Origin of the sequence: Xanthomonas sp. CPBF 426, from assembly GCF_903989465.1 — a bacterium.
Taxonomy (GTDB): domain Bacteria; phylum Pseudomonadota; class Gammaproteobacteria; order Xanthomonadales; family Xanthomonadaceae; genus Xanthomonas; species Xanthomonas euroxanthea.
Genome location: NZ_LR861805.1, coordinates 1,475,291 through 1,495,441, shown reverse-complemented (window position 1 = coordinate 1,495,441; position 20,151 = coordinate 1,475,291). Strand labels below are relative to the sequence as shown.

Below are 20,151 nucleotides of genomic sequence, written 5' to 3'. Positions count from 1 at the left end.
TCTGGTGATATTGGACCGGCAGTCGCCGCACGGCGATTGCTCGAGGTTCGTAGGAGGGCCAGACGCAAGGCTGGCCAGCAAGCCGCATATTGTACCCCAATCGATATTGCAAGAGCTAGGGGTGAGCCCTTATTTCTCGTCGCCTTGGGCGAGTTCGCGGCGAAACTCGTCCAGCAGACGGCGATCGTTCTTGTCCAACCCGGCCTCGTCGAGCAGGTCCGGGCGACGCAACCAGGTCCGGCCCAGCGACTGCTGCCGACGCCAGCGCGCAATTGCAGCGTGATTGCCCGAGCGCAATACCTCCGGTACATCGCCCCAGTCATGAGTCGACGGATGGCTGTAGTGCGGGCAGTCGAGCAGGCCTTGCGGGCCTTCGAAACTGTCCTGGGCTGCGGATTCGGCGTCGTTCAACACCCCTTCCTGCAACCGCGTCACCACATCCACCAGCACCGCCGCGCCAAGCTCGCCACCGGACAACACGTAGTCGCCGATGGAGATTTCCATATCCACCGCCTGCGCCAGAAAACGCTCGTCCACGCCTTCGTAGCGCCCGCACAACAACACCATGCGTGGCAACTGCGCCAGCTCGCGGGCAAGCGGCTGGGTGAGCGGCCGCCCCTGCGGGCTGAGATAGATCACCGGCGCCGGACGCGGGTCCGCCGCTTGCACCGCGTCCAGACAGGCCCGCAACGGCTCGATCAACATCACCATGCCGGGCCCACCACCGAACGGACGGTCGTCCACGCGGCGGTAATTGCCCTGCGCATGCTCGCGCGGATTCCAGCCCTGCAATTCCAGCAGGCCACGCTCCTGCGCCCGCCCGACCACGCCGAACGCTGCGCATTGCGCAATGAACTCGGGGAACAGGCTGATGACGTCGATGCGCACTAGCGGGAGTCGGAAATCGGGATTGGGAATGGATAGAGCAAGCGCGGAGCCGGGGCACCGCCTTGATCAGAAATCCGGATCCCAGTCCACCACGATCAGGTTGGCGTCGAAGTCGACCGACTTGACGAAATCCGGCAGCACGAACGGCACCAGCCGCTCGCGATCGCCGCGCACCACCATCACGTCGTTGGAGCCGGTGGAGAACAGGTGTGACACCGTGCCGAGCTTGACGCCCTCGACGGTTTCTACCTGCAGCTCTTCCAGATCCACCCAATAGTATTCATCGGGCTTGGGTGGCGGCAGCACGCTGCGCGAGACATAGATCTCGGTCCCGTGCATGGCTTCGACGGTGTCACGGTCGCCGACGTCCGGGAACACTGCAATCAGATTCTTGCCCTGATCGCGTCCACGGACGCCACTCACGACCGACTCCTGCCCCGAGGGCGTCCGCACGATCCACGGTTGATACCGGAAGATCGCACTGCGCGGCTCGGTCCAGGATTCGAGCTTGAGCTCGCCCTTGACACCAAAAGCGCCGACAATCCTGCCTAACAGGATGCGGCGCTCGGTCGGCTTCATCTGCGTCGACTCTGGGCCGGGCGGTGACGCCCGGCCCTCAAGATCAGGCCGCAGCGGCCTGGGACTTGGAGGCTTCGCGATACAGGTTACGCACCTTATCGGTCAGCTGGGCGCCCTGGCCGACCCAATGGTCGACGCGTGCGACATCCAGCACGACGCGCGGTTCTGCGCCCTGTGCAACCGGGTTGTAGTAACCCAGACGCTCGATATTGCGGCCATCGCGCGCGCTGCGCACGTCGGTCACGATGATGTGGTAGAACGGACGCTTCTTGGCGCCGCCGCGGGTCAGTCGAATCTTGACCATGGTGTCGTTTTCCTAAAGTTGCCCAGTCGCCAGAATGGCGCGGTAAGCCGGCGATTATAGCGGGCTCCGGCGGCGAAGCCAAGTCACCCCCAATTCGCTCAGATCCCTTGCCAGGCCTGGGTCTGCAGGGCCTGCTCCAGCAATGGCAGTTGCGCGGCCTGCGCCGGCCACGACGCCGCTCCGGCTTGCACGATCGCCTGCTGACCACGCGCATTGCAGCTGAACACCCCATCGAACCCGTCCAGTTCGCCCAGCATGACCGGGCGCGACTCCTGCGGGATCCCGAGCATTTGCAGGCCTGCCTGCAGCAGACGCTGCTGGGTGCCTAGCAGCGCCGGTCCTTGCGGCCACACCACCCTGCCCTGCTGCCACAGGCCCAGATTCCAGAAGGCACCTTCCAGCAGATGCTCCTGGGCGTCGACCAGCAGGGCATCGTCGTAGCCGGCCACCAGGGCCTGGCGACGCAGGTGCAGCAGCGCGAAGGTGCCGACATGCTTGTGCCGGGGTTGCTCGCGCACGTGGCAGACCGGCTGCACGCGTAGTGCGGTGGCTGGCATCCGGGCGGCGGGCGCGATGGAGATCAGCACATCGAGCGCAAGCTGCCGCGATGGATCGCGCAGGTCGAAATCCTGCGCAAACACAGTGATGCGCACGCTGGCATCGGCGCAGTCCGCAGCCGACAACGCACCGCGCAACTGGGCGCGCAGGGATGCCTCATCGATCGCTGCACCGAACAAGGCAGTGCCGTCGTGTTGCAGCCGCTGCAGATGCAGGTCCAGCCCGCGCACCGCACCGGCGCGCACCTGCAACGTGGTGAAGTGGCCGTAGTTGATCAGTGCGGCGGCGCCCAGTTGCTGCGCTGTCGCCACTGCACCGTTGCAGAAGATCAGCGGCACACCAGCGCCTGCGCCTGCGCCCACCACTGGGTCACCAGTTGCGCGGCAGGCTGGGCCGGTGCCATCCAGGCCGATTGGCCGGCCCAGGCCTGCATGGTGTCCAGGCGATTGTCGCGCGCCGCGGCCTGACGCATCGGCGCGGTCAGCGCGCGCTGCACCGGATACGGCGCCGGCACCGGTGCCTCTGCGGCGGCGGACGCATGCACATACGGCGTGGCGAGCGCACGCCCCAGCCGGCCGGAAAATGCGCGGGTCGGCTGGGTCTGTTCCGGTTCGGCCTGGGCCAGGGCATCGGCCCAGGCGCTTGGCAGCGCCGCCTCGGGGGTGCGCAGCAGGCCGGTGCCGATCTGCACGGCACTTGCGCCCAGTGTCAGCGCCGCGGCAATGCCGCGCGCGTCGGCGATGCCGCCTGCGGCGATCACCGGAAGATCCAGGTGATCGACCAATCGTGGCAACAAGGCGAACAACCCGGTCATCTGCCGCTCGGCGCGACCGGCATCGAATGCACCACGATGCCCACCGGCCTCGGCCCCCTGCGCAACCACCGCATCGGCACCGGCCGCCTGGGCCGCACGCGCTTCGTCCAGCGTGGTGGCGCAGGCGAACCAGGCGATGCCGGCGTGCTTCAGGCGTGCAACCTGGTCAGGCCGAAACACGCCCATGATCGACGAGGCCACCGCAGGCCGCGCGGCGAGCAAGGCCTCGAACTGGGCATCGAAGTCGGCCGGAGTTGCATCGCCCGCGTCCTCGGGAACTGGCGGCCCCCATTGCGACAGAAACTTACGTACGCGCGCCTCCGCAGCGGCGTCGCGCACCGGTGCCGGATCGGGAATCCATAGATTGACCTGTGCAGGCCCGGTGCTCGCGTCACGGAAGGCCGCCATCCACGCCACGATGTCCTGCGGCTGCGACAACACCGCGCCCATCGCACCCATGCCGCCGGCCGCAGCAACCGCCGCCGACAACGGCACCGGGCAGGCGCCGGCCATGGGGCTGAGCAGGATCGGGAGTCCTAAACCAAAACGCTGCTGGAAGGCGTTGACATGCGAAAACGAACCCATCGTGCGCGGCCTGAAATCATGAGACTTCATGGTAACCGCCCGTGCATCCGGACGTCCCCTCACCGCCTGCAGGCGGCGCGCGTGCGCAGTGGGGCGATCAACGTCGGCCCGACATTTTTGACCCAACGCATGCGTGTCGCGGCACGCACTGTGCGTGTTGCTGCTAGAAACTCAGCGGAACGGCATGCCGCCGCGGCCGCCCATGGCGCCCATCATGCCCTTCATGTTGCGCATCAGGCCCTTCATGCCGCCGCCGGCCAGCTTGCCCATCATCTTTTCCATCTGCTGGTACTGCTTCATCAGCTTGTTGACGTCGGCCGGCTGCATGCCGGAGCCGCGGGCGATGCGGGCGCGGCGCGAGCCGTTGAGCAGGGCCGGGTTGCGCCGCTCCTTCTTGGTCATCGAGTTGATGATCGCGATCATGCGCGGCACTTCCTTGCCGGTGACCTGCTGCTTGACGTTGTCCGGGATCTGGCCCATGCCCGGCAGCTTGTCCATCAGCCCATGGATGCCGCCCATGTTCTGCATCTGCTCGAGCTGTTCCTTCATGTCGTTGAGGTCGAATTTCTTGCCCTTGGCCACCTTGGCGGCGAGCTTGGCGGCCTTTTCCTGGTCGACGCTGTGCTCGACCTGCTCCACCAGCGAGAGCACGTCGCCCATGTCCAGGATGCGGCTGGCGACGCGGTCGGGGTGGAACACGTCCAGGCCGTCGGTCTTTTCGCCGGTACCGACGAACTTGATCGGCTTGCCGGTGATGTAGCGCACGCTCAGTGCGGCACCACCACGGGCGTCGCCGTCGGTCTTGGTCAGCACCACGCCGGTCAGCGGCAGCGCCTCGCCGAAGGCCTTGGCGGTGTTGGCCGCGTCCTGGCCGGTCATCGCATCGACCACGAACAGGGTTTCGGTGGGGTTGACCGCGGCGTGCAGCGCCTTGATCTCGTCCATCATCGCCGCATCGATCGCCAGGCGGCCGGCGGTATCGACCAGCAGCACGTCGGCGAACGACTTGCGCGCATCGCTGATGGCGGCGCGCACGATGTCGACCGGCTTTTGCGAGGCGTCGGACGGGAAGAACAGCACACCGACCTGCTCGGCCAGGGTCTTGAGCTGCTCGATCGCGGCCGGGCGATAGACGTCGGCCGAGACCACCATGACCTTCTTCTTGCGCTTTTCCTTCAGGTGCTTGGCGAGCTTGCCGACCGTGGTGGTCTTGCCCGCGCCCTGCAGGCCGGCCATCAGGATGATCGCCGGCGCCGGCACGTTGAGGTTGAGGTCGGTGGCGGCTGCGCCCATCACCGCGGTCAGCTCGTCGCGGACGATCTTGATCAGCGCCTGGCCCGGGGTCAGCGACTTGAGCACTTCCTGGCCGACCGCGCGCACCTTGATGCGCTCGATCAGCGCCTGCACCACCGGCAGCGCCACGTCGGCTTCGAGCAAGGCGATGCGCACTTCACGGGTGGCTTCGCGGATGTTCTCCTCGGTCAGGCGGCCGCGGCCGCGCAGGCGCTCCATGGTGCCGGAGAGACGTTGGGTAAGGGACTCGAACATGCGCAAGGGACCGCGTGAGGGGAAACGGGCGTCGATTATAGCGGCACCGGCCAACGCGCCGCCCCGGCGGCCCCGCTGCCCGGCCGGTCAAGCCAGCCGGGACGCCGCCGCACCACCGCTCGTCCATGCGCGCGGCCAGCCAGCGCCAGCGCCGCGATGGACAGAAACCACAGCCGCCGGACCAGCGGCCGCCCCATCCCAGGCCCGCCCCACCCACTCGCGGCCTGCCCCCGCAAGCCGCCCAGCGTCAGCCTGCAGCTCGCAACCCGCTTTTCCCGATTCCCGATTCCCCGCCCCACCAATATGCGAAACTGACACGATGACAATCGTTCTCATCGCGTTCGCCTTGTATCTGCTGGCCACGGCGCTGCTCACCCGGTCGGTGCTGCGTGATGGCAACCAGGCGCCCGCACGCTGGCTGATCCCGGCGCTGGCGGCCGTGGCGGTGCACGCCGGGTATCACGTGCTGGTGGCACTGCGCACCGCCGGCGGGCCGGACATGCATTTCTTCGCAGCGCTCTCGCTGAGCGGCCTGGGCATGGCCGCGCTGACGGCGGTGTTCGGCGCGCGCGGGCGCATGGCGGCGGTGGGTGTGGTGGTGTTCCCGCTGTCGGCGATCCTGCTGGCCTGCTACCACGCCTACGGCCACGAACCGAGCTCGGACCTGGGCTGGCGGCTGGAACTGCATGCGTGGATGGCGCTGCTGGCCTATGCCACGCTGGGTATCGCCGCGTTGCTGGCGATCATGCTGTGGCTGCAGGAGCGGGCCCTGCGCCGGCGCGATTTCCACACCTGGCTGCGCGCGCTGCCGCCGTTGACCGAGCTGGAGACGCTGCTGTTCCGCACCATCACGGTGGGCTTCGTGCTGTTGAGCCTGACCCTGCTGACCGGCCTGCTGTTCGTGCAGGACTTCCTGGCGCAGCGGCTGCTGCACAAGACCGTGCTCAGCATCCTGTCGTGGATCGTGTTCGGTGCGCTGCTGATCGGCCGCTGGCGCAACGGCTGGCGCGGCACCAAGGCGGTGCACTGGACGCTGACCGCGATGGCGCTGCTGGTGTTGTCGTTCTTCGGCAGCAAGTTCGTGATCGAACTGGTGCTGGGGCCGCGCTGATCGGCTTGGCTTTAGGAGCCTCCCCGGCCGCCCCATCGTTGCGATACCCCCTCTCAGGCGTCCAGCGCAGCGCTCACCGCCGCCCAGGGCTGATCCGGCCCCGGGTCGGCGAAGTGATAGGCGATGCGGCGGCGGTAGACCTGCCCGGGCCGCAGGATCGTCGACGGGAAGTTGGGGTGATTGGGCGCATCCGGGTAGTCCTGCGGCTCCAGGCAGACGCCGCGGCCAAGGCCGGGATGGTGGTCGTCCAGATGCTGGCCTTCGCAGAGTTGCACCGCCGGCGCGTCGCTGCTGATGCGCAGCGCCACGCCACTGTGCGGCGAGTACAGCTCGGCCACGCACTCGGCCCCGGCGGCCAGCACCAGGCATTGGTCGTAGCCCTTGCCCAGCACCACCTGCGGGTGCGATGGGTCGATATTGTCGGCCAGCGCCGCCGCATGGCGGAAATCGAACGGCGTGCCGGCGACCGAGGCGATCTCGCCGGTCGGGATCGATTCGGCATCCACCGGCAGATAGCGATCGGCCGGCACGCGCAGCACCTGCAGCGCGGCGCGCCGATGCGGGTCGCCGGAGAGATTGAAGTAGGGGTGATGGGTCAGGTTCAACGGGGTGGCGGCATCGCATTGCGCCTCGAAGTCCAGCTGCAGGCGGCGCCCTTGCAGCTGCAGCCGCGCGCGCACCTGCAGATTGCCGGGATAGCCTTCTTCGCCGTCGGGCGAGTGGTAACCGAGCAGCAGTTGGTCCGGCGCCTGCTCCAGCACGCTCCACACGCGCCGCCCGAAGCCGCGCAGGCCGCCGTGCAGCTGGTTACGCCCTTCGTTGGCGGCCAGCGTGTGGGTGACGCCGTCCAGCGTGTAGCGCGCACCGGCGATGCGGTTGCCGAAGCGGCCGACCAGGATGTTGAGGCTGTCGCCATCGGCGGCGTACGCCGGCAGATCCGGCAATGCCAGCAGCAGCGGCACCACCCCGCGCGCGGTGGTCAGCCGCAGCGCATGCAGGATGCCGCCGTAGGTGAGCACTTCCACCTCCAGTCCGGCATCGCTGCGCAGCGTGAGCGCATGGACTTCGACACCGCCTGGCAACTGCCCGAACACTCGCTGCATGGATCGTCCCGCCGATACTGGAAGCTGGCGAGCATAGCGGGGGAGCGCGGTCGACGACCATGCCCCGGCGCACATCCCGGCGCGCAGCGATGGCGATGGCGGCAAGGCATGCACCAGCGTTCGGCGGCTTGATCGCGATGCAGCAATACAAGCCGAGGTTGCAGGCACTAGGCTAGCGGCGCGCCCGCCGACGCTGCGGCGTGCGACCACCTCGATCGATCAGCACAGGAGCGCCAAGCCGATGCAGTGGATTCTTCCCGCCTTGCGGATATCGCCCAGACGGCTGTTGCAGGCTGTCGTTGGCGCGGCCGTGGTCGCCAGCGCGCTCGCCGCCTCTGCTGCCGAGGTCGAGGTGACCGGCACGCTGCGCGCGGACCAGCCCGGCGCGCAGGTGTCGCGGCAGCTGTTCGGCCAGTTCGCCGAGCATCTGGGGACCGGCATCTATAGCGGGGTGTGGGTCGGCGAGGACTCGGCGATTGCCAATACGCGTGGCTATCGCAACGATGTGCTGGCCGCGCTGAAGGCGATTGCCGTGCCCAACATCCGCTGGCCCGGCGGCTGCTTCGCCGACGAATACCATTGGCGCGATGGCGTCGGCGCGCCGGCCAGGCGCCCGGTCAGCGTCAACACGCACTGGGGCGGCGTGGAAGAATCCAACCGCTTCGGCACGCACGAGTTCATGGACTTCACCGAACTGCTGGGCACCCAGGCCTATATCGCCGGCAACGTGGGCAATGCGGCGCCGGACGAAATCGCGCAGTGGGCCGAATACATGACCGCACCCACCCGCTCCAGCCTGGCCAACGAGCGCCGCGCCAATGGCCGCAACGCGCCGTGGCAGGTACCCTACTTCGGCGTGGGCAACGAGTTGTGGGGCTGCGGCGGCAACATGCGCGTGGAATACGCGGCCGACGTCTATCGGCGCTACCAGACCTTCGTCAAGGCACCGGCCAACCAGAAGATCCTCAAGATCGCGCCCGGCCCCAACAACGACGACTACCACTGGACCGAAGTGATGATGCGCGAGGCCGGCACGCTGATGGACGGCCTGAGCCTGCACTACTACACCGTGCCCGGTGGCTGGCCGCCGCGCGCCTCCTCCACCGACTTCGACGAAGCCGCCTGGATCGACACGCTGTCGCGCACGCTGGTGATGGACGAGCTGATCAGCAAACACAGCGCGATCATGGACCGCTACGACCCGGGCAAGAAGGTCGCGCTGGTGGTGGACGAATGGGGCACCTGGTACGCCGGGCTGCCGGATGCGAACCCCGGCTTTCTGCATCAGCAAAACAGCCTGCGCGATGCACTGGTGGCCGCGTTGAACATCGACATCTTCAGCGCACATGCCGAACGCGTGCGCATGGCCAACATCGCGCAGATGGTCAATGTGCTGCAGGCGATGATCCTCACCGACGGCGACAAGATGGTGCTGACGCCGACCTACCACGTGTTCGCGCTGTACAAGCCCTACCAGGACGCCACCCAGCTGCCGCTGCAACTACGCACACCCGAGTATCGCCACGGCGATGTCCACGTGCCCGCGGTGCACGGCTCGGCGGTCAAGGCCAAGGACGGACACGTCTACATCGCGCTGACAAATCTGGCGGCCAACGCAGCGGCGAGCGTGAGCGTGCAGGTAGAAGGCCTGTCACCGAGCAGCGTGGCTGGGCAGATCCTCACCGCGCCGGCGATCACCACGCACAACACCTTTGCCCAGCCGCATGCGGTGGAGCCGAAGGCGTTCACGGGCGCACGGGTACGAGGCAAGGCCTTGACGGTGGCCTTGCCGGCGCGTTCGATCGTGATGCTCAAGCTGGAGTGAGTGATGGCGGCGGCACCAGCTGCCGTCGCCGCAGTGGCTGGCGAGCGATGGCTGCGCAAACGGTGTTGCAAGGCGAATGCTCTCGACGCATCGCACGCCCGCGCAGGACGCCTGCGTGCGCCTTGTGGACCAGGGCACGCTACCGGGCGGTCTCCAGATGTCGAATGCCGGCTATACGCCGGTTGCCGCCTGGGCGGGCGCAGGCGCCAGCGTGGGTTCGGCGATACGCCATTGCACGGGCAGGCGTTCGAGCACGTGCTGCATGAAGGCACGCACCTTGGGGGTGAAGTCGCGGCGGTCGGCGACGCAGAGGTAGATCCGCAGCGGTTCCGGCAATGCCTGGGCGCTGCTGCCGAGGGCGGAGACAAACAGCGGCTGCAGCTGGCCGCGCTGCAGATAAGGCTGCACCACATAGGCGGCCAGGCGCGCGATGCCGCCGCCGGCGGTGGCCATGGTAGCGAGCGCATCGATATCGTCGCTGACCATCGCCTTGCCCAGCTCCGGCTGGAAGCGCACGCCATTGCGCACGAAATTCCACGGCAGGCAGCGTCCGTCGACCGGGTAACGCAGCAGCAGGCAATCGTGATACTTCAAGTCGTCCGCGGTTTGCGGCGTCCCGCAGCGCGCCAGATACTCGGGCGCTGCGCAGACCACCAGCGGCACCTGGGCGATGCAGCGCGCCACCAGGCCGTCTTCCAGCTGCGCTTCGATGCGCAGGCTGACATCCACGCTTTCCTGGGCGTGCTGCACAGCCCGGTCGGTACACAGCAGCTCGATCTCCAGCTGCGGATACTGCTGACGCAGGGCCGGCAGCATCGGAGCGAGTACGTGCCGCGCGAAGGCCGCGGTGCTGGCCACCCGCAATCGCCCCGCCGGAGCCTGCTGCGGCCCGGCCACCGATTGCCGCGCGCGCTCCAGATCGCGCTCCAGCTGCCGCACCTGTTCGAAGTACAGCGTGCCGCGCTCGGTCAGCGCCAGGCTGCGCGTGGTCCGGTGCAGCAGACGCACGCCCAGATGCTGTTCCAGACGCGCGATGTTCTGGCTGACCGCGGCGGCACTGATCCCCAGCAACTTGGCGCCTCCGGCAATGCTGCCGGCATCGACAGTGCTGACAAAGCTGCGGATGGACTGAAGAATGTTCATTGAATAGGCAAGTATTACCAAACGATTCGTAAGTTTTTCTTACGTAAGCCGCAAGGCTACGCGATCTACCCCGGCCGCGGTGGCGTCCCTACAGTGCTGCCCATCGTGCCGATCCGCGGCAACCGAGGCCATTGCATGTCGACATCTCCCCCTTCCTCCCCGTTGATGCGCCCGCGCTGGAAACTCGGCGTGCGCACCACGCCGTTCGTGTTCGCGTTCTACATGGCCGCGATCATGGCCCTGCTGATGTGCCTGGTGATCACGGGCGCCAATACCGGCCTGGCCCCCGGCTACCTGTGGCGCGTGCTGGACGCCTACCGCATTGCGATGCCTACCGCATTCTGCTGCGTGCTGGTGGTGCGCCCGCTGGTGATACGACTGGTGGCGTGGACGGTGCACGCCGGGCATTGAGTCGGGCGTGCGCGAGCATGCCCGGAAACGGCCGTACGGCAAGCGTACCGATGCGCAGCAGCATGCGCCTTGCCTGCCGCAGTGGCATCCAGGACGAGGCATTGCTGCAGAGGCTGCACGCGCTCGCATGCATCGTCGACCCGCCATCTCCCCCGCTTGAATGTTCCGACCTGGACGCTGCGCATGCCACCTGCCGGCAGCGGACATTCGCAGCCAGCTGCTGCCGCGCAACATCCGGTGCATGCAGTCTGCGACCGCCGTCATGCCAATGATGGACTATTCCGGAATGAACACCACGGAACTGAAACGCGCCACACAATCGCTTTGACACTGAAGTAGCCGCTGCGCAGCGTCACGTCTCCATGGACATCGGTCCACTTTCTGGAGAAGCACGCATGAACACGCGACGCAGTGCCGCTGTGCAGCTCGCCCTGCTCTGGGCCGTGGCGATGCCACCAGGCGCGCACGCGCAAACCCTGGTGTGGGAGGACAACTTCAATGGGCCCGGCATCGATGGCAACAAGTGGACCTACGATGTCGGCAACGGCTGCCAGATCGGCTTGTGCGGCTGGGGCAATGGCGAGATGCAGTACTACACCAGCCGCGCCGAAAACGCGCGCATCGAGAATGGCCGGCTGGTGATCAAAGCGCGGCGCGAAGCGTTCCAGGGCATGCCGTTCACCTCGGCGCGCCTGAAGACCGAAGGCCGCATGCACTTCAAGTACGGCACGCTGGAAGCGCGCATCAAGACGCCGGTGGTGGGCAACGGGCTGTGGCCGGCATACTGGATGCTGGGCACCATCGGCGTGTGGCCAGGCCGTGGCGAGATCGACCTGATGGAAGCCGGCATGGCCGCGGCGATCGCCAATGGCACCGCCAATCGCCGTATCGGCGCCGCCGTGCACTGGGACTACAACGGCCAGCAAGCAGACTACGACACCAGCTACACCAGCCCCGTGGATCTGCATGCCGACTTCCATGCGTACCGCATGACCTGGGACCCGCAGTTCATCCGCGTGTCGATCGACGGCCAGCAATACTTCGAATTTGCGATCTCCAATATCGAGGGCGCCTCGCTGCACGAATTCCACCAGCAGCAGTATCTGCTGCTCAACCTCGCCGTGGGCGGCAGCTATACCGGTATCACCTCGCCTGCGGCGGTGACCGCGCCGCTGCCGGGCAGGATGGAGGTCGATTACATCCGCCTGTATCAAAATCCCGGTTCGCAGCTGTACGTGGGCGCGCAACATGCCGCGCCGGCAGGGCGCTTTGGCGTGTTCACCGAGCAGGCCGACACCAGCGGGCGGCTGCAGTTCGGCCAGGATGCCGAGCTGTATCTGTGGAACAACCTCACCCCGATTGCGCAGGCGCCGTTCGAAGGCAGCAACGTGATGGCGTACCGCGCCAACGCCGGTGCCTGGTATGGCCTGGGCATCCAGACCGACTATCGCAACATGGCCGCCTACGCCGGCGGCGCGCTGAAGCTGCAGCTGAAAACCACCACGCCGTCGACGTTCAAGATCGGCATCAACACCAGCTTCGGCGACAGCTGGGTGGATTTCGCCACTGGCGGCAATCAGTACGGCCTGGTGCGCGACGGCGCCTGGCACGAGGTGAGCATTCCCTTCAGTGCGTTCTACGATCTGGACCTGCAGGCGGTCAAACAGATGTTCATGCTGGTGGCCGATCCACCCGCCGCGCCGGTGGAGATCGCCATCGACAAGGTGTATTACCAGAGCCGTTGAGCGGCATCCACGCAGCAATCCCGGCGAAGGCGCCACACGATGGCCGCGCAATTCCATGCAGCGGCTTCGGCAGCGCGCGACCGGCGCAGCCCATGCTCAGGCGTTGGCTGCAACGCCTTTCAACACGTCGATCAGCTGACGCAGACGATACGGCTTGGGCAGGAAATCCACCCGCGCCGGCAGCGGTGGCAACTGCGCCTTTGCGAATCCCGAGGCCAGGATCACCCGCGCCTGCGGCAGCAGTTGCGCCACGTGTTCGCTCAGTTCGATGCCCGACATGCCGTTGGGCATGCGGACATCGCTGAAGACCACATCATAGGGGCCATTCTCGCGCAGCATGCGCAAGGCGCTATGGCCGTCGTCGGCGGTCTCGACGGTGATGCCTGCATCGCGCAGCGCCTCGCCGATCAGTTCGCGCAATTCCTGCTGATCTTCCACCATCAACAGACGCAGGGGTTCAGTCATGCTCAGCCTCCTCGATGGCCGGGAGAAACAGGGTAACGGTGGTGCCGCGGGCGGGAGCGGTGTCCAGCTCGACGAAGCCGCCGGACTGGGAGGCGAAGCCATACACCTGGCTCAATCCCAGGCCCGAGCCCTTGCCCACGTCCTTGGTGGTGAAAAACGGCTCACTGGCGCATCGCGCCACGTGCGCGGACATGCCGGGGCCGTCATCGCGCACGGCGATACTGACGTAATTGCACGGCTGGCCATGCGGATCGGACGGCGCAACACGCTGCTGTACGGCCGTTTCCAGCACGATATTGCCGCCGCCGGGCATGGCATCGCAGCTATTGAACACCAGATTGAGCAAGGCCGCTTCCAGTTGGCCAGGGTCCACGCGGATATCGGGCAACTGCTCGGCGAACGCCAGCGACAGCACGATCCCGGCCGGGCAGGCACGCCGCAGCAGCTCCAGCGAGCGCGTCACCACCGCGTTGGCGCCATGGCGCTCGGGAATCAGCCGCTGCCCACGTGCGAAGGACAGCAGTTGGCGCGTCAGCAAGGTGCCACGATCGACTGCGGTCTGCGCTGCTTCCACCAGCATGCGCGTGCGCGCATCGTCGCCGGCACGCAGCGCGATCAGATCCAGGCTGGTCACCATCACGGTCAGCAGATTGTTGAAATCGTGCGCCATGCCGAGCGTCAGGCGGCCCAGCGCATCCACCTTCTGCGACTGCAGCAGGGCGTGCTGCGCCTGCTGCAACAGCTGCTGCGCCTGGTGTCGCTGGTCGATGTCGCAGGTGACCTTGGCAAACCCGACCAGGACGCCGAATTCCAGCACCGGTTCGATCGCCACGCTCGCCCAGAAGCGGCTGCCGTCCTTGCGCAGCCGCCAGCCCTCGGTGGCAAAGCGCCCTTCGCGCTTGGCGGTGTCCAGATTCTGCGCCGGCTCGCCGCGTTGCACGTCCTCGGGCAGGTAGAAACGCGAGAAGTGCGAGCCAATGACCTCGGCGGCGGTATAGCCCTTGATGCGCTCGACACCGGGATTCCAGCTGCACACATGGCCGCCCGTATCGAGCATGTAGATCGCGTAATTGGACACGCTCTGCACCAACAGCTGGCACTGCCGGCTGTCGTGAGAAAGCGGCCCCGCACTGTCGACGGCCGTCTCCGCATCCATCGCGCGACTTTTCCCCCGGAAAAGCGCGCGACCATAGTGACGGGTGCGTGAAGGCTGCGTGCAAGCCGACCCGACTGCAAAGCGTCAAAATACCGGCGATTTGCGCGTGAAACTTATCGGCTACCATGACCGCCCCCCAGTCAGGTCCGCGCCGTCATGCAGAACATCTCGACCACACGCGACCGCTGGGTGTGGGTGATCGCGGGGGCCCTGATGGCGGGAACACTCGGCGTGGAGTTGGTCACCCCACTCGGCTATGCAGTGTGGCTGACCTACTTCGTCGCAGTGGGCGTGACGGTCTTCCAGAATCGCGTGCAGGCGCCACTGGTGGTCGCCGCGCTGTCGTGCATGCTGCTGGCGGTCGGCTTCAAGCTGGCGCCGGCCAGTACCAGCTCGAGTTTCTCCTCGATCAACCGCAGCATCGGTGGGGTCTCGTTCCTGGCGATGGCGCTGGTGGTGATGCAGGCCATCCGCGCGCGCCGTCAGGCCGAACTGGCGTTATGGCTGCAGCAGGCCGAAAACACCGTCGAAGCGAGTCTGCGCGGCGACCACAGCCCGGACGATCTGGCCAATGCGGCCGTGCAGGCACTGTGCGACACGCTGGATGCCCAGGTCGGCGCGTTGTATCGCATCGAAGGCGACCGCCTGCGGCTGACCGGCGGCACCGCGCTGCCGGCCGATGCATCCAGGACGCTGCCGACCGATGCCGGCCAGCTCGGCGAGGCCTTGCGTGGTGGCACGGTACGCCGGGTGCGCGGCGTGGACGCCGGACATCTGCAGATCGCCTCCGGCCTGGGCCGCAGCGCCTGCCAGGAACTGCTGCTGGCGCCGGTCATCGCCGATGGGCGGGTGATCGGCATTCTCGAACTGGGCCGCGCCGCCGCACCGGGCATCGCCCGCACGCGCGAAGAAGAGCTGCTCGCACGCTGCGGCGAAAACATCGGCCTGGCCTTGCGCACGGCATTGCTGCGCGCGCAGCTGGTGGCCCTGCTGGAAGAAACCCAGCGTCAAAGCGAAGAACTGCAGACCCAGCAGGAAGAGCTGCGCGTGGCCAACGAGGAGCTGGAGGAACAGAGCCGCAGCCTGCAGCAATCGCAGAGCGATCTGGAGATGCAGCAAGCCGAACTCGAACAGACCAATGTGCAGCTGGAAGAACGCACCCAGGCACTGGAAGCGCAGAAGCAGGCCTTGCTGGTGGCGCAGAATCAGCTGGTGCGCAACAGCAACGAGCTGTCCACCGCCTCGCGCTACAAATCCGAGTTTCTGGCCAACATGTCGCACGAGTTGCGTACGCCGCTCAACAGCGCGTTGATCCTGGCCAAGCTGCTGGCGGACAACAAGGACGGCACGCTCAGCCCCGAGCAGGTGAAGTACGCACAGGCGATCCTGTCGTCCAACAACGATCTGCTGGCGTTGATCAACGACATTCTCGACCTGTCCAAGATCGAGGCCGGGCATGTGGAACTGGCCGACGAAACCATCGCCACCAGCTCGGTGGTACAGCGCCTGCGCGAAACCTTCGAGCCGCTGGCGCGCCAGAAAGGCCTGGCCCTGCAGCTGGCTGCCGAATCCGATGCACCGACGCAACTGGTCGTCGACAGCCAGCGCCTGCAGCAGATCCTCAAGAACCTGCTGGCCAATGCGATCAAGTTCACCGAGCACGGCAGCGTCAGCCTGTCGATCCAGGCGCATACGCCGGGCCGGGTGCTGTTCAAGGTCAACGACACCGGCATCGGCATCGCGCACGAACAGACCGAGATCATCTTCGAAGCGTTCCGTCAGGCCGATGGCAGCACACGCCGTCGCTATGGCGGCACCGGCCTGGGCTTGTCGATCTCGCGCGATCTGGCCCAGCGCATGGGCGGCAGCATCCGCGTGGACAGCCAGCCGGGGCGCGGCAGCTGTTTTACGCTGGAATTGCCGATCGACGGCGCCCCGGCCGAGCTGGCGATGGCCGCGCCGGCAAACGCGGGCGCGGCACTCGGCGGCACGCCGTCGTCGCGGTTCGCCAGCGGCACGGCCATGGCCTCGCGGCTTGATGGGCGCGCCACGGTGGCGTCCACCGGGATGCCGCTGCCGCTGCCGATTCCGGCAACCGCCACTGCGCCGCTGCAGCGCGCCGACGACGATCGCGACCAACGCACCCGCCCCGGCCGGCTGATTCTGGCAGTGGAAGACGAAGCACGCTTTGCGCAGGCGCTGGTCGACCTGGCGCACGAACTGGATTTCGACTGCGTGGTGGCGCCCAGCGCCGAAGAAGCGCTGCGCCTGGCAGCCGAACTGCGCCCCAGCGGCATCCTGCTCGACCTCGGCCTGCCGGATGCGTCTGGCCTGAGCGTTCTCGAACGCCTCAAGCGCGATCCGGCCACGCGCCATATTCCGGTGCATGTGGTATCGGCGCTGGAGCGCAGCCAGATCGCGCTGGAACTGGGCGCGGTGGGCTATTTGATCAAGCCGGCCACGCGCGAGCTGCTGGCAGGTGCGATCCGTCAACTGGAGGACACCAATGCTCGCGCGGTACGCCGCCTGTTGATCGTCGAAGACGACAGCGCCCTGCGCGCGAATCTGCAATTGTTGCTGGCGCGCGACCAGCTGGACATCATCGCGGTGGGCAGCATTGCCGACGCGATGCAGCAGCTGGCCGGCTCGACCTTCGACTGCATGGTCACCGATCTGGCGCTGCCCGACGGCAGCGGCTACGACCTGCTCGAACGCATGGCCGGCAACGACGCGGTGGCGTTTCCGCCGGTCATCGTCTACACCGGGCGCGCGCTCACCCGCGACGAGGAACAGCGCCTGCGCCGGTACTCCAAGAGCATCATCATCAAGGGGGTGCGCTCGCCCGAGCGTCTGCTCGATGAGGTGACGCTGTTCCTGCACAGCGTGGAAGCCTCGTTGCCCAGCGACCAGCAACGCCTGCTGCGCGAAGCGCGGCGCCGCGACGCGGTACTGGACGGCGCCACCGTGCTGCTGGCCGAAGACGATGTGCGCAACATCTTTGCGCTCTCCAGCGTGCTCGAACCGCTCGGCGTGACGCTGCAGATCGCCCGCAACGGCCGCGAGGCGCTGGAACATCTGGCCAAGCACGAGGTGGACCTGGTGTTGATGGACATCATGATGCCGGAGATGGACGGGCTGACCGCGATGCGCCAGATCCGCGCCAATCGCCAGTGGCAGGATCTGCCGATCATCGCGCTGACCGCCAAGGCCATGGCCGACGATCGCGAACGCTGCCTGGAGGCCGGCGCCAACGACTACATCGCCAAGCCCATCGACGTGGACAAGCTGGTGTCGCTGTGCCGTGTGTGGTGCTCGCGGCAATGAACGCGGTGGAGCTGTTCGATCTGGAGCTGCGGGTGCTGCTGGAAGCGGTCTACCAGCGCTATCACTACGACTTCCGCGATTACGCGGTGTCCTCGCTGCGCCGGCGCATGCGCCACGCGATGGCGCGCATGGAGTGCACGCGCGTGGCCGACCTGCAGCACCGCCTGCTGCACGAACCGGACACCTTCGCGCAGGCGATGCAGTTCTTCACCGTGCAGGTGTCGGAGATGTTCCGCGACCCGGCCTACTTTCGCGTCCTGCGCGAACATGTGGTGCCGGTGTTGCGTACCTATCCGTCGATCAAGCTGTGGGTGGCCGGCTGCAGCACCGGCGAGGAAGTCTGGTCGCTGGCCATCCTGCTGCACGAAGAAGGCCTGCTGGAAAAGGCGGTGATCTACGCCACCGACATCAATCCCGAAGCCTTGGGCATGGCCGAAGCCGGCGCTTTCGGCATCGACCGCATTGCGCAGTTCAGCCGCAATTATCTGGACGCCGGCGGCCGCAGCTCGCTGTCCGACTACTACACCACCGCCTACGATGGCGCGGTGTTCGACCGCCGTCTGAAGCGCAATATCGTGTTCGCCGATCACAGCCTGGCCACCGATACGGTGTTTTCCGAAGTGCACCTGGTGTCGTGCCGCAACGTGCTGATCTATTTCAACCGCAGCCTGCAGGACCGTGCAGTGGGCCTGTTTTACGATGCGCTGGTGCATCGAGGCTTCCTGGGCCTGGGCAGCAAGGAGTCGCTGCAGTTCGGCGCGCATGCGCAGGCGTTCGAAACCGTGGCGCGCGAGCAGCGCCTGTTCCGCAAGGCGGCCGCATGAACGTCTTGCACACGGCGGCAGCACAGTTCGACGCGATGGTGATCGGTGCCTCTGCCGGCGGTGTCGTGGCCTTGCAGGCGCTGTTGTCCAGCCTGCCTGCGGATCTGCCGATGCCGGTGCTGGTGGTGCTGCATCTGCCGCGCGACCGCACCAGCCACCTTGCCGAGCTGATGGATGCCCGCTGCGCCTTGCCGGTGCGCGAGGCCGAAGACAAGCAGCCGCTGCTCGTCGGCAGCGTGACCATCGCCCCGCCCGACTACCATCTGCTGGTGGAAACGCGCGACAGCCTGGCGCTGTCGATGGATGCACCGGTGCTGTTCTCGCGTCCGGCGATCGACCCCTTGTTCGAATCGGCTGCCGACGTGTTCGGGCAGCGCCTGCTGGCGATCCTGCTCACCGGCGCCAGCAGCGACGGCAGCGCCGGGGTGGCGGCGGTGCGCGCGGTCGGCGGCAGCGCCTGGATCCAGCGCCCCGACGATGCCGCCTCACCGCTGATGCCCGCCTCCGCGCTCGCCCATGCCGGCGCCGATGCGGTGCTCACCCTGCAGGCGATCTGCAGCCGACTGGAAACCTTTCACCCATGAACCTCACCGCGACCGGCCTGGCGACAACCAGCAACGATGACGAACCGGCCAAGCTGCTGATCGTCGACGATGTGCCGCAGAACCTGGTGGCGATGGAAGCGCTGCTGCAGCGCGACGGCATCCAGGTGCTGTGCGCCGCCTCCGGTGCGCAGGCGCTGGAGCTGTTGCTCGAACACGATGTGGCGCTGGCATTGCTGGATGTGCACATGCCGGAAATGGACGGCTTCTCGCTGGCCGAGCTGATGCGCGGCTCGCAGCGCAGCCGGCATGTGCCGATCATTTTCCTGACCGCCTCGCCGAACGATCCGATGCGCGCGTTCCAGGGCTATGAAACCGGCGCGGTGGATTTCCTGCACAAGCCGATCGAGCCGCATGTGATCCTGAGCAAGGTCAATGTGTTCATCGAGTTGTACCAGCAGCGGCGCCTGCTCAAGGCACGCAATGCCTCGCTGGAACGCGCGCTCACGCTCAACGAAACCATGATGGCCGTGCTCACCCACGACCTGCGCACGCCGCTGTCGGTGATTCTGCTGTGCGCCGACAAGCTCAGCCTGGATGTGGACGCCGATGGCTCGGCCGCGCGCACGCTCGATCACCTGGAAAACAGCGCGCGGCGGATGGCGCGGATGGTCGAGCAGCTGCTGGATTTCTCGCGCCTGCGCAGCGACGGGCTGTCGATGCAGTTCGGCCCCTGCAATCTCGGCGACGTTACCCACAGCGTGGTGGGCGAAGTGGCACAGGCCAATCCGCACACCCCGATCGACCTGCGTACCGAGGGCGACCTGCACGGCGATGGCGATGGCGATCGCCTGGCACAGGTGGTGTCCAATCTGGTCGGCAACGCGGTGCTGCACGGTGGCAGCGAGCCGGTGCGGGTGCACCTGGACGGACGCGAACGCGACACGCTGCGGCTGTCGGTGCGCAACGTCGGGCGCATCCCCGACAGCCTGATGCCGCGGCTGTTCGAGCCGTTCAAGGCCAGCTTCCATGCCAGCCAGGGCCTGGGGCTCGGCCTGTTCATCGCCGACCAGTTCGTCAAGGCGCACGGCGGCACGCTGCAGGCACGCAACGAAGACGGCGACGTGGTGTTCGAAGCCATCCTGCGGCGCCACAACCTGGCCGCGTAATTGCACCGGACCGCCCACCGAGCGTCTGCCGCGGCGGGGCCTGCGGTCTGATCCAGG

At 66.9% G+C, this 20,151-nt stretch carries 18 protein-coding genes; 8 read left to right on the top strand and 10 right to left on the bottom strand.

Annotated features, from left to right (window positions below; genetic code table 11):
- Positions 1-129: 129 nt before the first annotated feature.
- The 6 genes from trmD to ffh all read right to left on the bottom strand — a co-directional run bounded on the left by trmD (position 130) and on the right by ffh (position 5,276).
- Positions 130-888, bottom strand: a complete 759-nt coding sequence (trmD, locus tag H7A87_RS06395) for a tRNA (guanosine(37)-N1)-methyltransferase TrmD (protein WP_119128921.1) — start codon at positions 886-888, stop codon at positions 130-132.
- Between the two features lie 66 nt (positions 889-954).
- Positions 955-1,467, bottom strand: coding sequence for a ribosome maturation factor RimM (gene rimM, locus H7A87_RS06390; RefSeq protein WP_104585468.1), 513 nt, complete (start codon positions 1,465-1,467; stop codon positions 955-957).
- 43 nt (positions 1,468-1,510) lie between these two features.
- Positions 1,511-1,771 (bottom strand): 30S ribosomal protein S16, encoded by a 261-nt coding sequence (gene rpsP / locus H7A87_RS06385; RefSeq protein ID WP_011036396.1) that lies wholly within the window; start codon positions 1,769-1,771, stop codon positions 1,511-1,513.
- Between the two features lie 98 nt (positions 1,772-1,869).
- Positions 1,870-2,667, bottom strand: a complete 798-nt coding sequence (locus H7A87_RS06380; RefSeq protein WP_119129223.1) for an aminotransferase class IV family protein — start codon at positions 2,665-2,667, stop codon at positions 1,870-1,872.
- Positions 2,658-3,728 (bottom strand): nitronate monooxygenase, encoded by a 1,071-nt coding sequence (locus tag H7A87_RS06375; protein ID WP_119128920.1) that lies wholly within the window; start codon positions 3,726-3,728, stop codon positions 2,658-2,660. The genes H7A87_RS06380 and H7A87_RS06375 overlap by 10 nt, the downstream gene beginning before the upstream one ends.
- A 171-nt stretch (positions 3,729-3,899) precedes the next feature.
- Positions 3,900-5,276: a signal recognition particle protein gene (gene ffh / locus H7A87_RS06370; protein ID WP_046342053.1), complete on the bottom strand. Its 1,377-nt coding sequence runs from the start codon at positions 5,274-5,276 to the stop codon at positions 3,900-3,902.
- Between the two features lie 319 nt (positions 5,277-5,595).
- Here ffh and ccsA point away from each other — a divergent pair, with 319 nt between their 5' ends.
- The gene (ccsA, locus tag H7A87_RS06365) at positions 5,596-6,387 is read left to right on the top strand and encodes a cytochrome c biogenesis protein CcsA (RefSeq protein WP_104582471.1); all 792 of its coding nucleotides are present in this window, start codon (positions 5,596-5,598) and stop codon (positions 6,385-6,387) included.
- Positions 6,388-6,440: 53 nt separating this feature from the next.
- Here the strand turns inward: ccsA and H7A87_RS06360 are convergent, their stop codons facing one another.
- Positions 6,441-7,490 (bottom strand): aldose epimerase family protein, encoded by a 1,050-nt coding sequence (locus H7A87_RS06360; protein ID WP_119128919.1) that lies wholly within the window; start codon positions 7,488-7,490, stop codon positions 6,441-6,443.
- A 241-nt stretch (positions 7,491-7,731) separates the two neighbouring features.
- Between H7A87_RS06360 and H7A87_RS06355 the strand changes: the two genes are divergently transcribed.
- Positions 7,732-9,315, top strand: coding sequence for an alpha-L-arabinofuranosidase C-terminal domain-containing protein (locus H7A87_RS06355; protein WP_180496912.1), 1,584 nt, complete (start codon positions 7,732-7,734; stop codon positions 9,313-9,315).
- Positions 9,316-9,486: 171 nt separating this feature from the next.
- Here the strand turns inward: H7A87_RS06355 and H7A87_RS06350 are convergent, their stop codons facing one another.
- Positions 9,487-10,458, bottom strand: a complete 972-nt coding sequence (locus tag H7A87_RS06350) for a LysR family transcriptional regulator (RefSeq protein ID WP_104582469.1) — start codon at positions 10,456-10,458, stop codon at positions 9,487-9,489.
- A 135-nt stretch (positions 10,459-10,593) separates the two neighbouring features.
- Here H7A87_RS06350 and H7A87_RS06345 point away from each other — a divergent pair, with 135 nt between their 5' ends.
- Both H7A87_RS06345 and H7A87_RS06340 read left to right on the top strand, forming a co-directional pair.
- Complete coding sequence (locus tag H7A87_RS06345; RefSeq protein ID WP_104582468.1) at positions 10,594-10,869, top strand: DUF2798 domain-containing protein; 276 nt, start codon at positions 10,594-10,596, stop codon at positions 10,867-10,869.
- 395 nt (positions 10,870-11,264) lie between these two features.
- On the top strand, positions 11,265-12,614 hold the full coding sequence (locus H7A87_RS06340) for a glycoside hydrolase family 16 protein (RefSeq protein WP_119128918.1): 1,350 nt from the start codon (positions 11,265-11,267) through the stop codon (positions 12,612-12,614).
- A gap of 96 nt (positions 12,615-12,710) precedes the next feature.
- Here H7A87_RS06340 and H7A87_RS06335 read toward each other — a convergent pair whose 3' ends face one another.
- Positions 12,711-13,079, bottom strand: coding sequence for a response regulator (locus H7A87_RS06335; protein ID WP_104582466.1), 369 nt, complete (start codon positions 13,077-13,079; stop codon positions 12,711-12,713).
- Positions 13,072-14,235 (bottom strand): PAS domain S-box protein, encoded by a 1,164-nt coding sequence (locus tag H7A87_RS06330; RefSeq protein ID WP_104582465.1) that lies wholly within the window; start codon positions 14,233-14,235, stop codon positions 13,072-13,074. Before H7A87_RS06330 ends, H7A87_RS06335 begins: the two co-directional genes overlap by 8 nt.
- A 156-nt stretch (positions 14,236-14,391) precedes the next feature.
- On the opposite strand from H7A87_RS06330, the gene H7A87_RS06325 reads away from it, so the two are divergent.
- Genes H7A87_RS06325 through H7A87_RS06310 form a run of 4 tightly spaced genes read left to right on the top strand, consistent with a single transcriptional unit; the run spans position 14,392 to position 20,094 of the window.
- Entirely contained in the window at positions 14,392-17,559 is a 3,168-nt protein-coding gene (locus tag H7A87_RS06325; RefSeq protein WP_119128917.1) for a response regulator, read from the top strand.
- On the top strand, positions 17,532-18,383 hold the full coding sequence (locus tag H7A87_RS06320; protein ID WP_180496911.1) for a CheR family methyltransferase: 852 nt from the start codon (positions 17,532-17,534) through the stop codon (positions 18,381-18,383). Before H7A87_RS06325 ends, H7A87_RS06320 begins: the two co-directional genes overlap by 28 nt.
- On the top strand, positions 18,380-18,967 hold the full coding sequence (locus tag H7A87_RS06315; RefSeq protein ID WP_119128916.1) for a chemotaxis protein CheB: 588 nt from the start codon (positions 18,380-18,382) through the stop codon (positions 18,965-18,967). The genes H7A87_RS06320 and H7A87_RS06315 overlap by 4 nt, the downstream gene beginning before the upstream one ends.
- Entirely contained in the window at positions 18,964-20,094 is a 1,131-nt protein-coding gene (locus H7A87_RS06310; RefSeq protein ID WP_104582461.1) for a hybrid sensor histidine kinase/response regulator, read from the top strand. The genes H7A87_RS06315 and H7A87_RS06310 overlap by 4 nt, the downstream gene beginning before the upstream one ends.
- Positions 20,095-20,151: the final 57 nt, after the last annotated feature.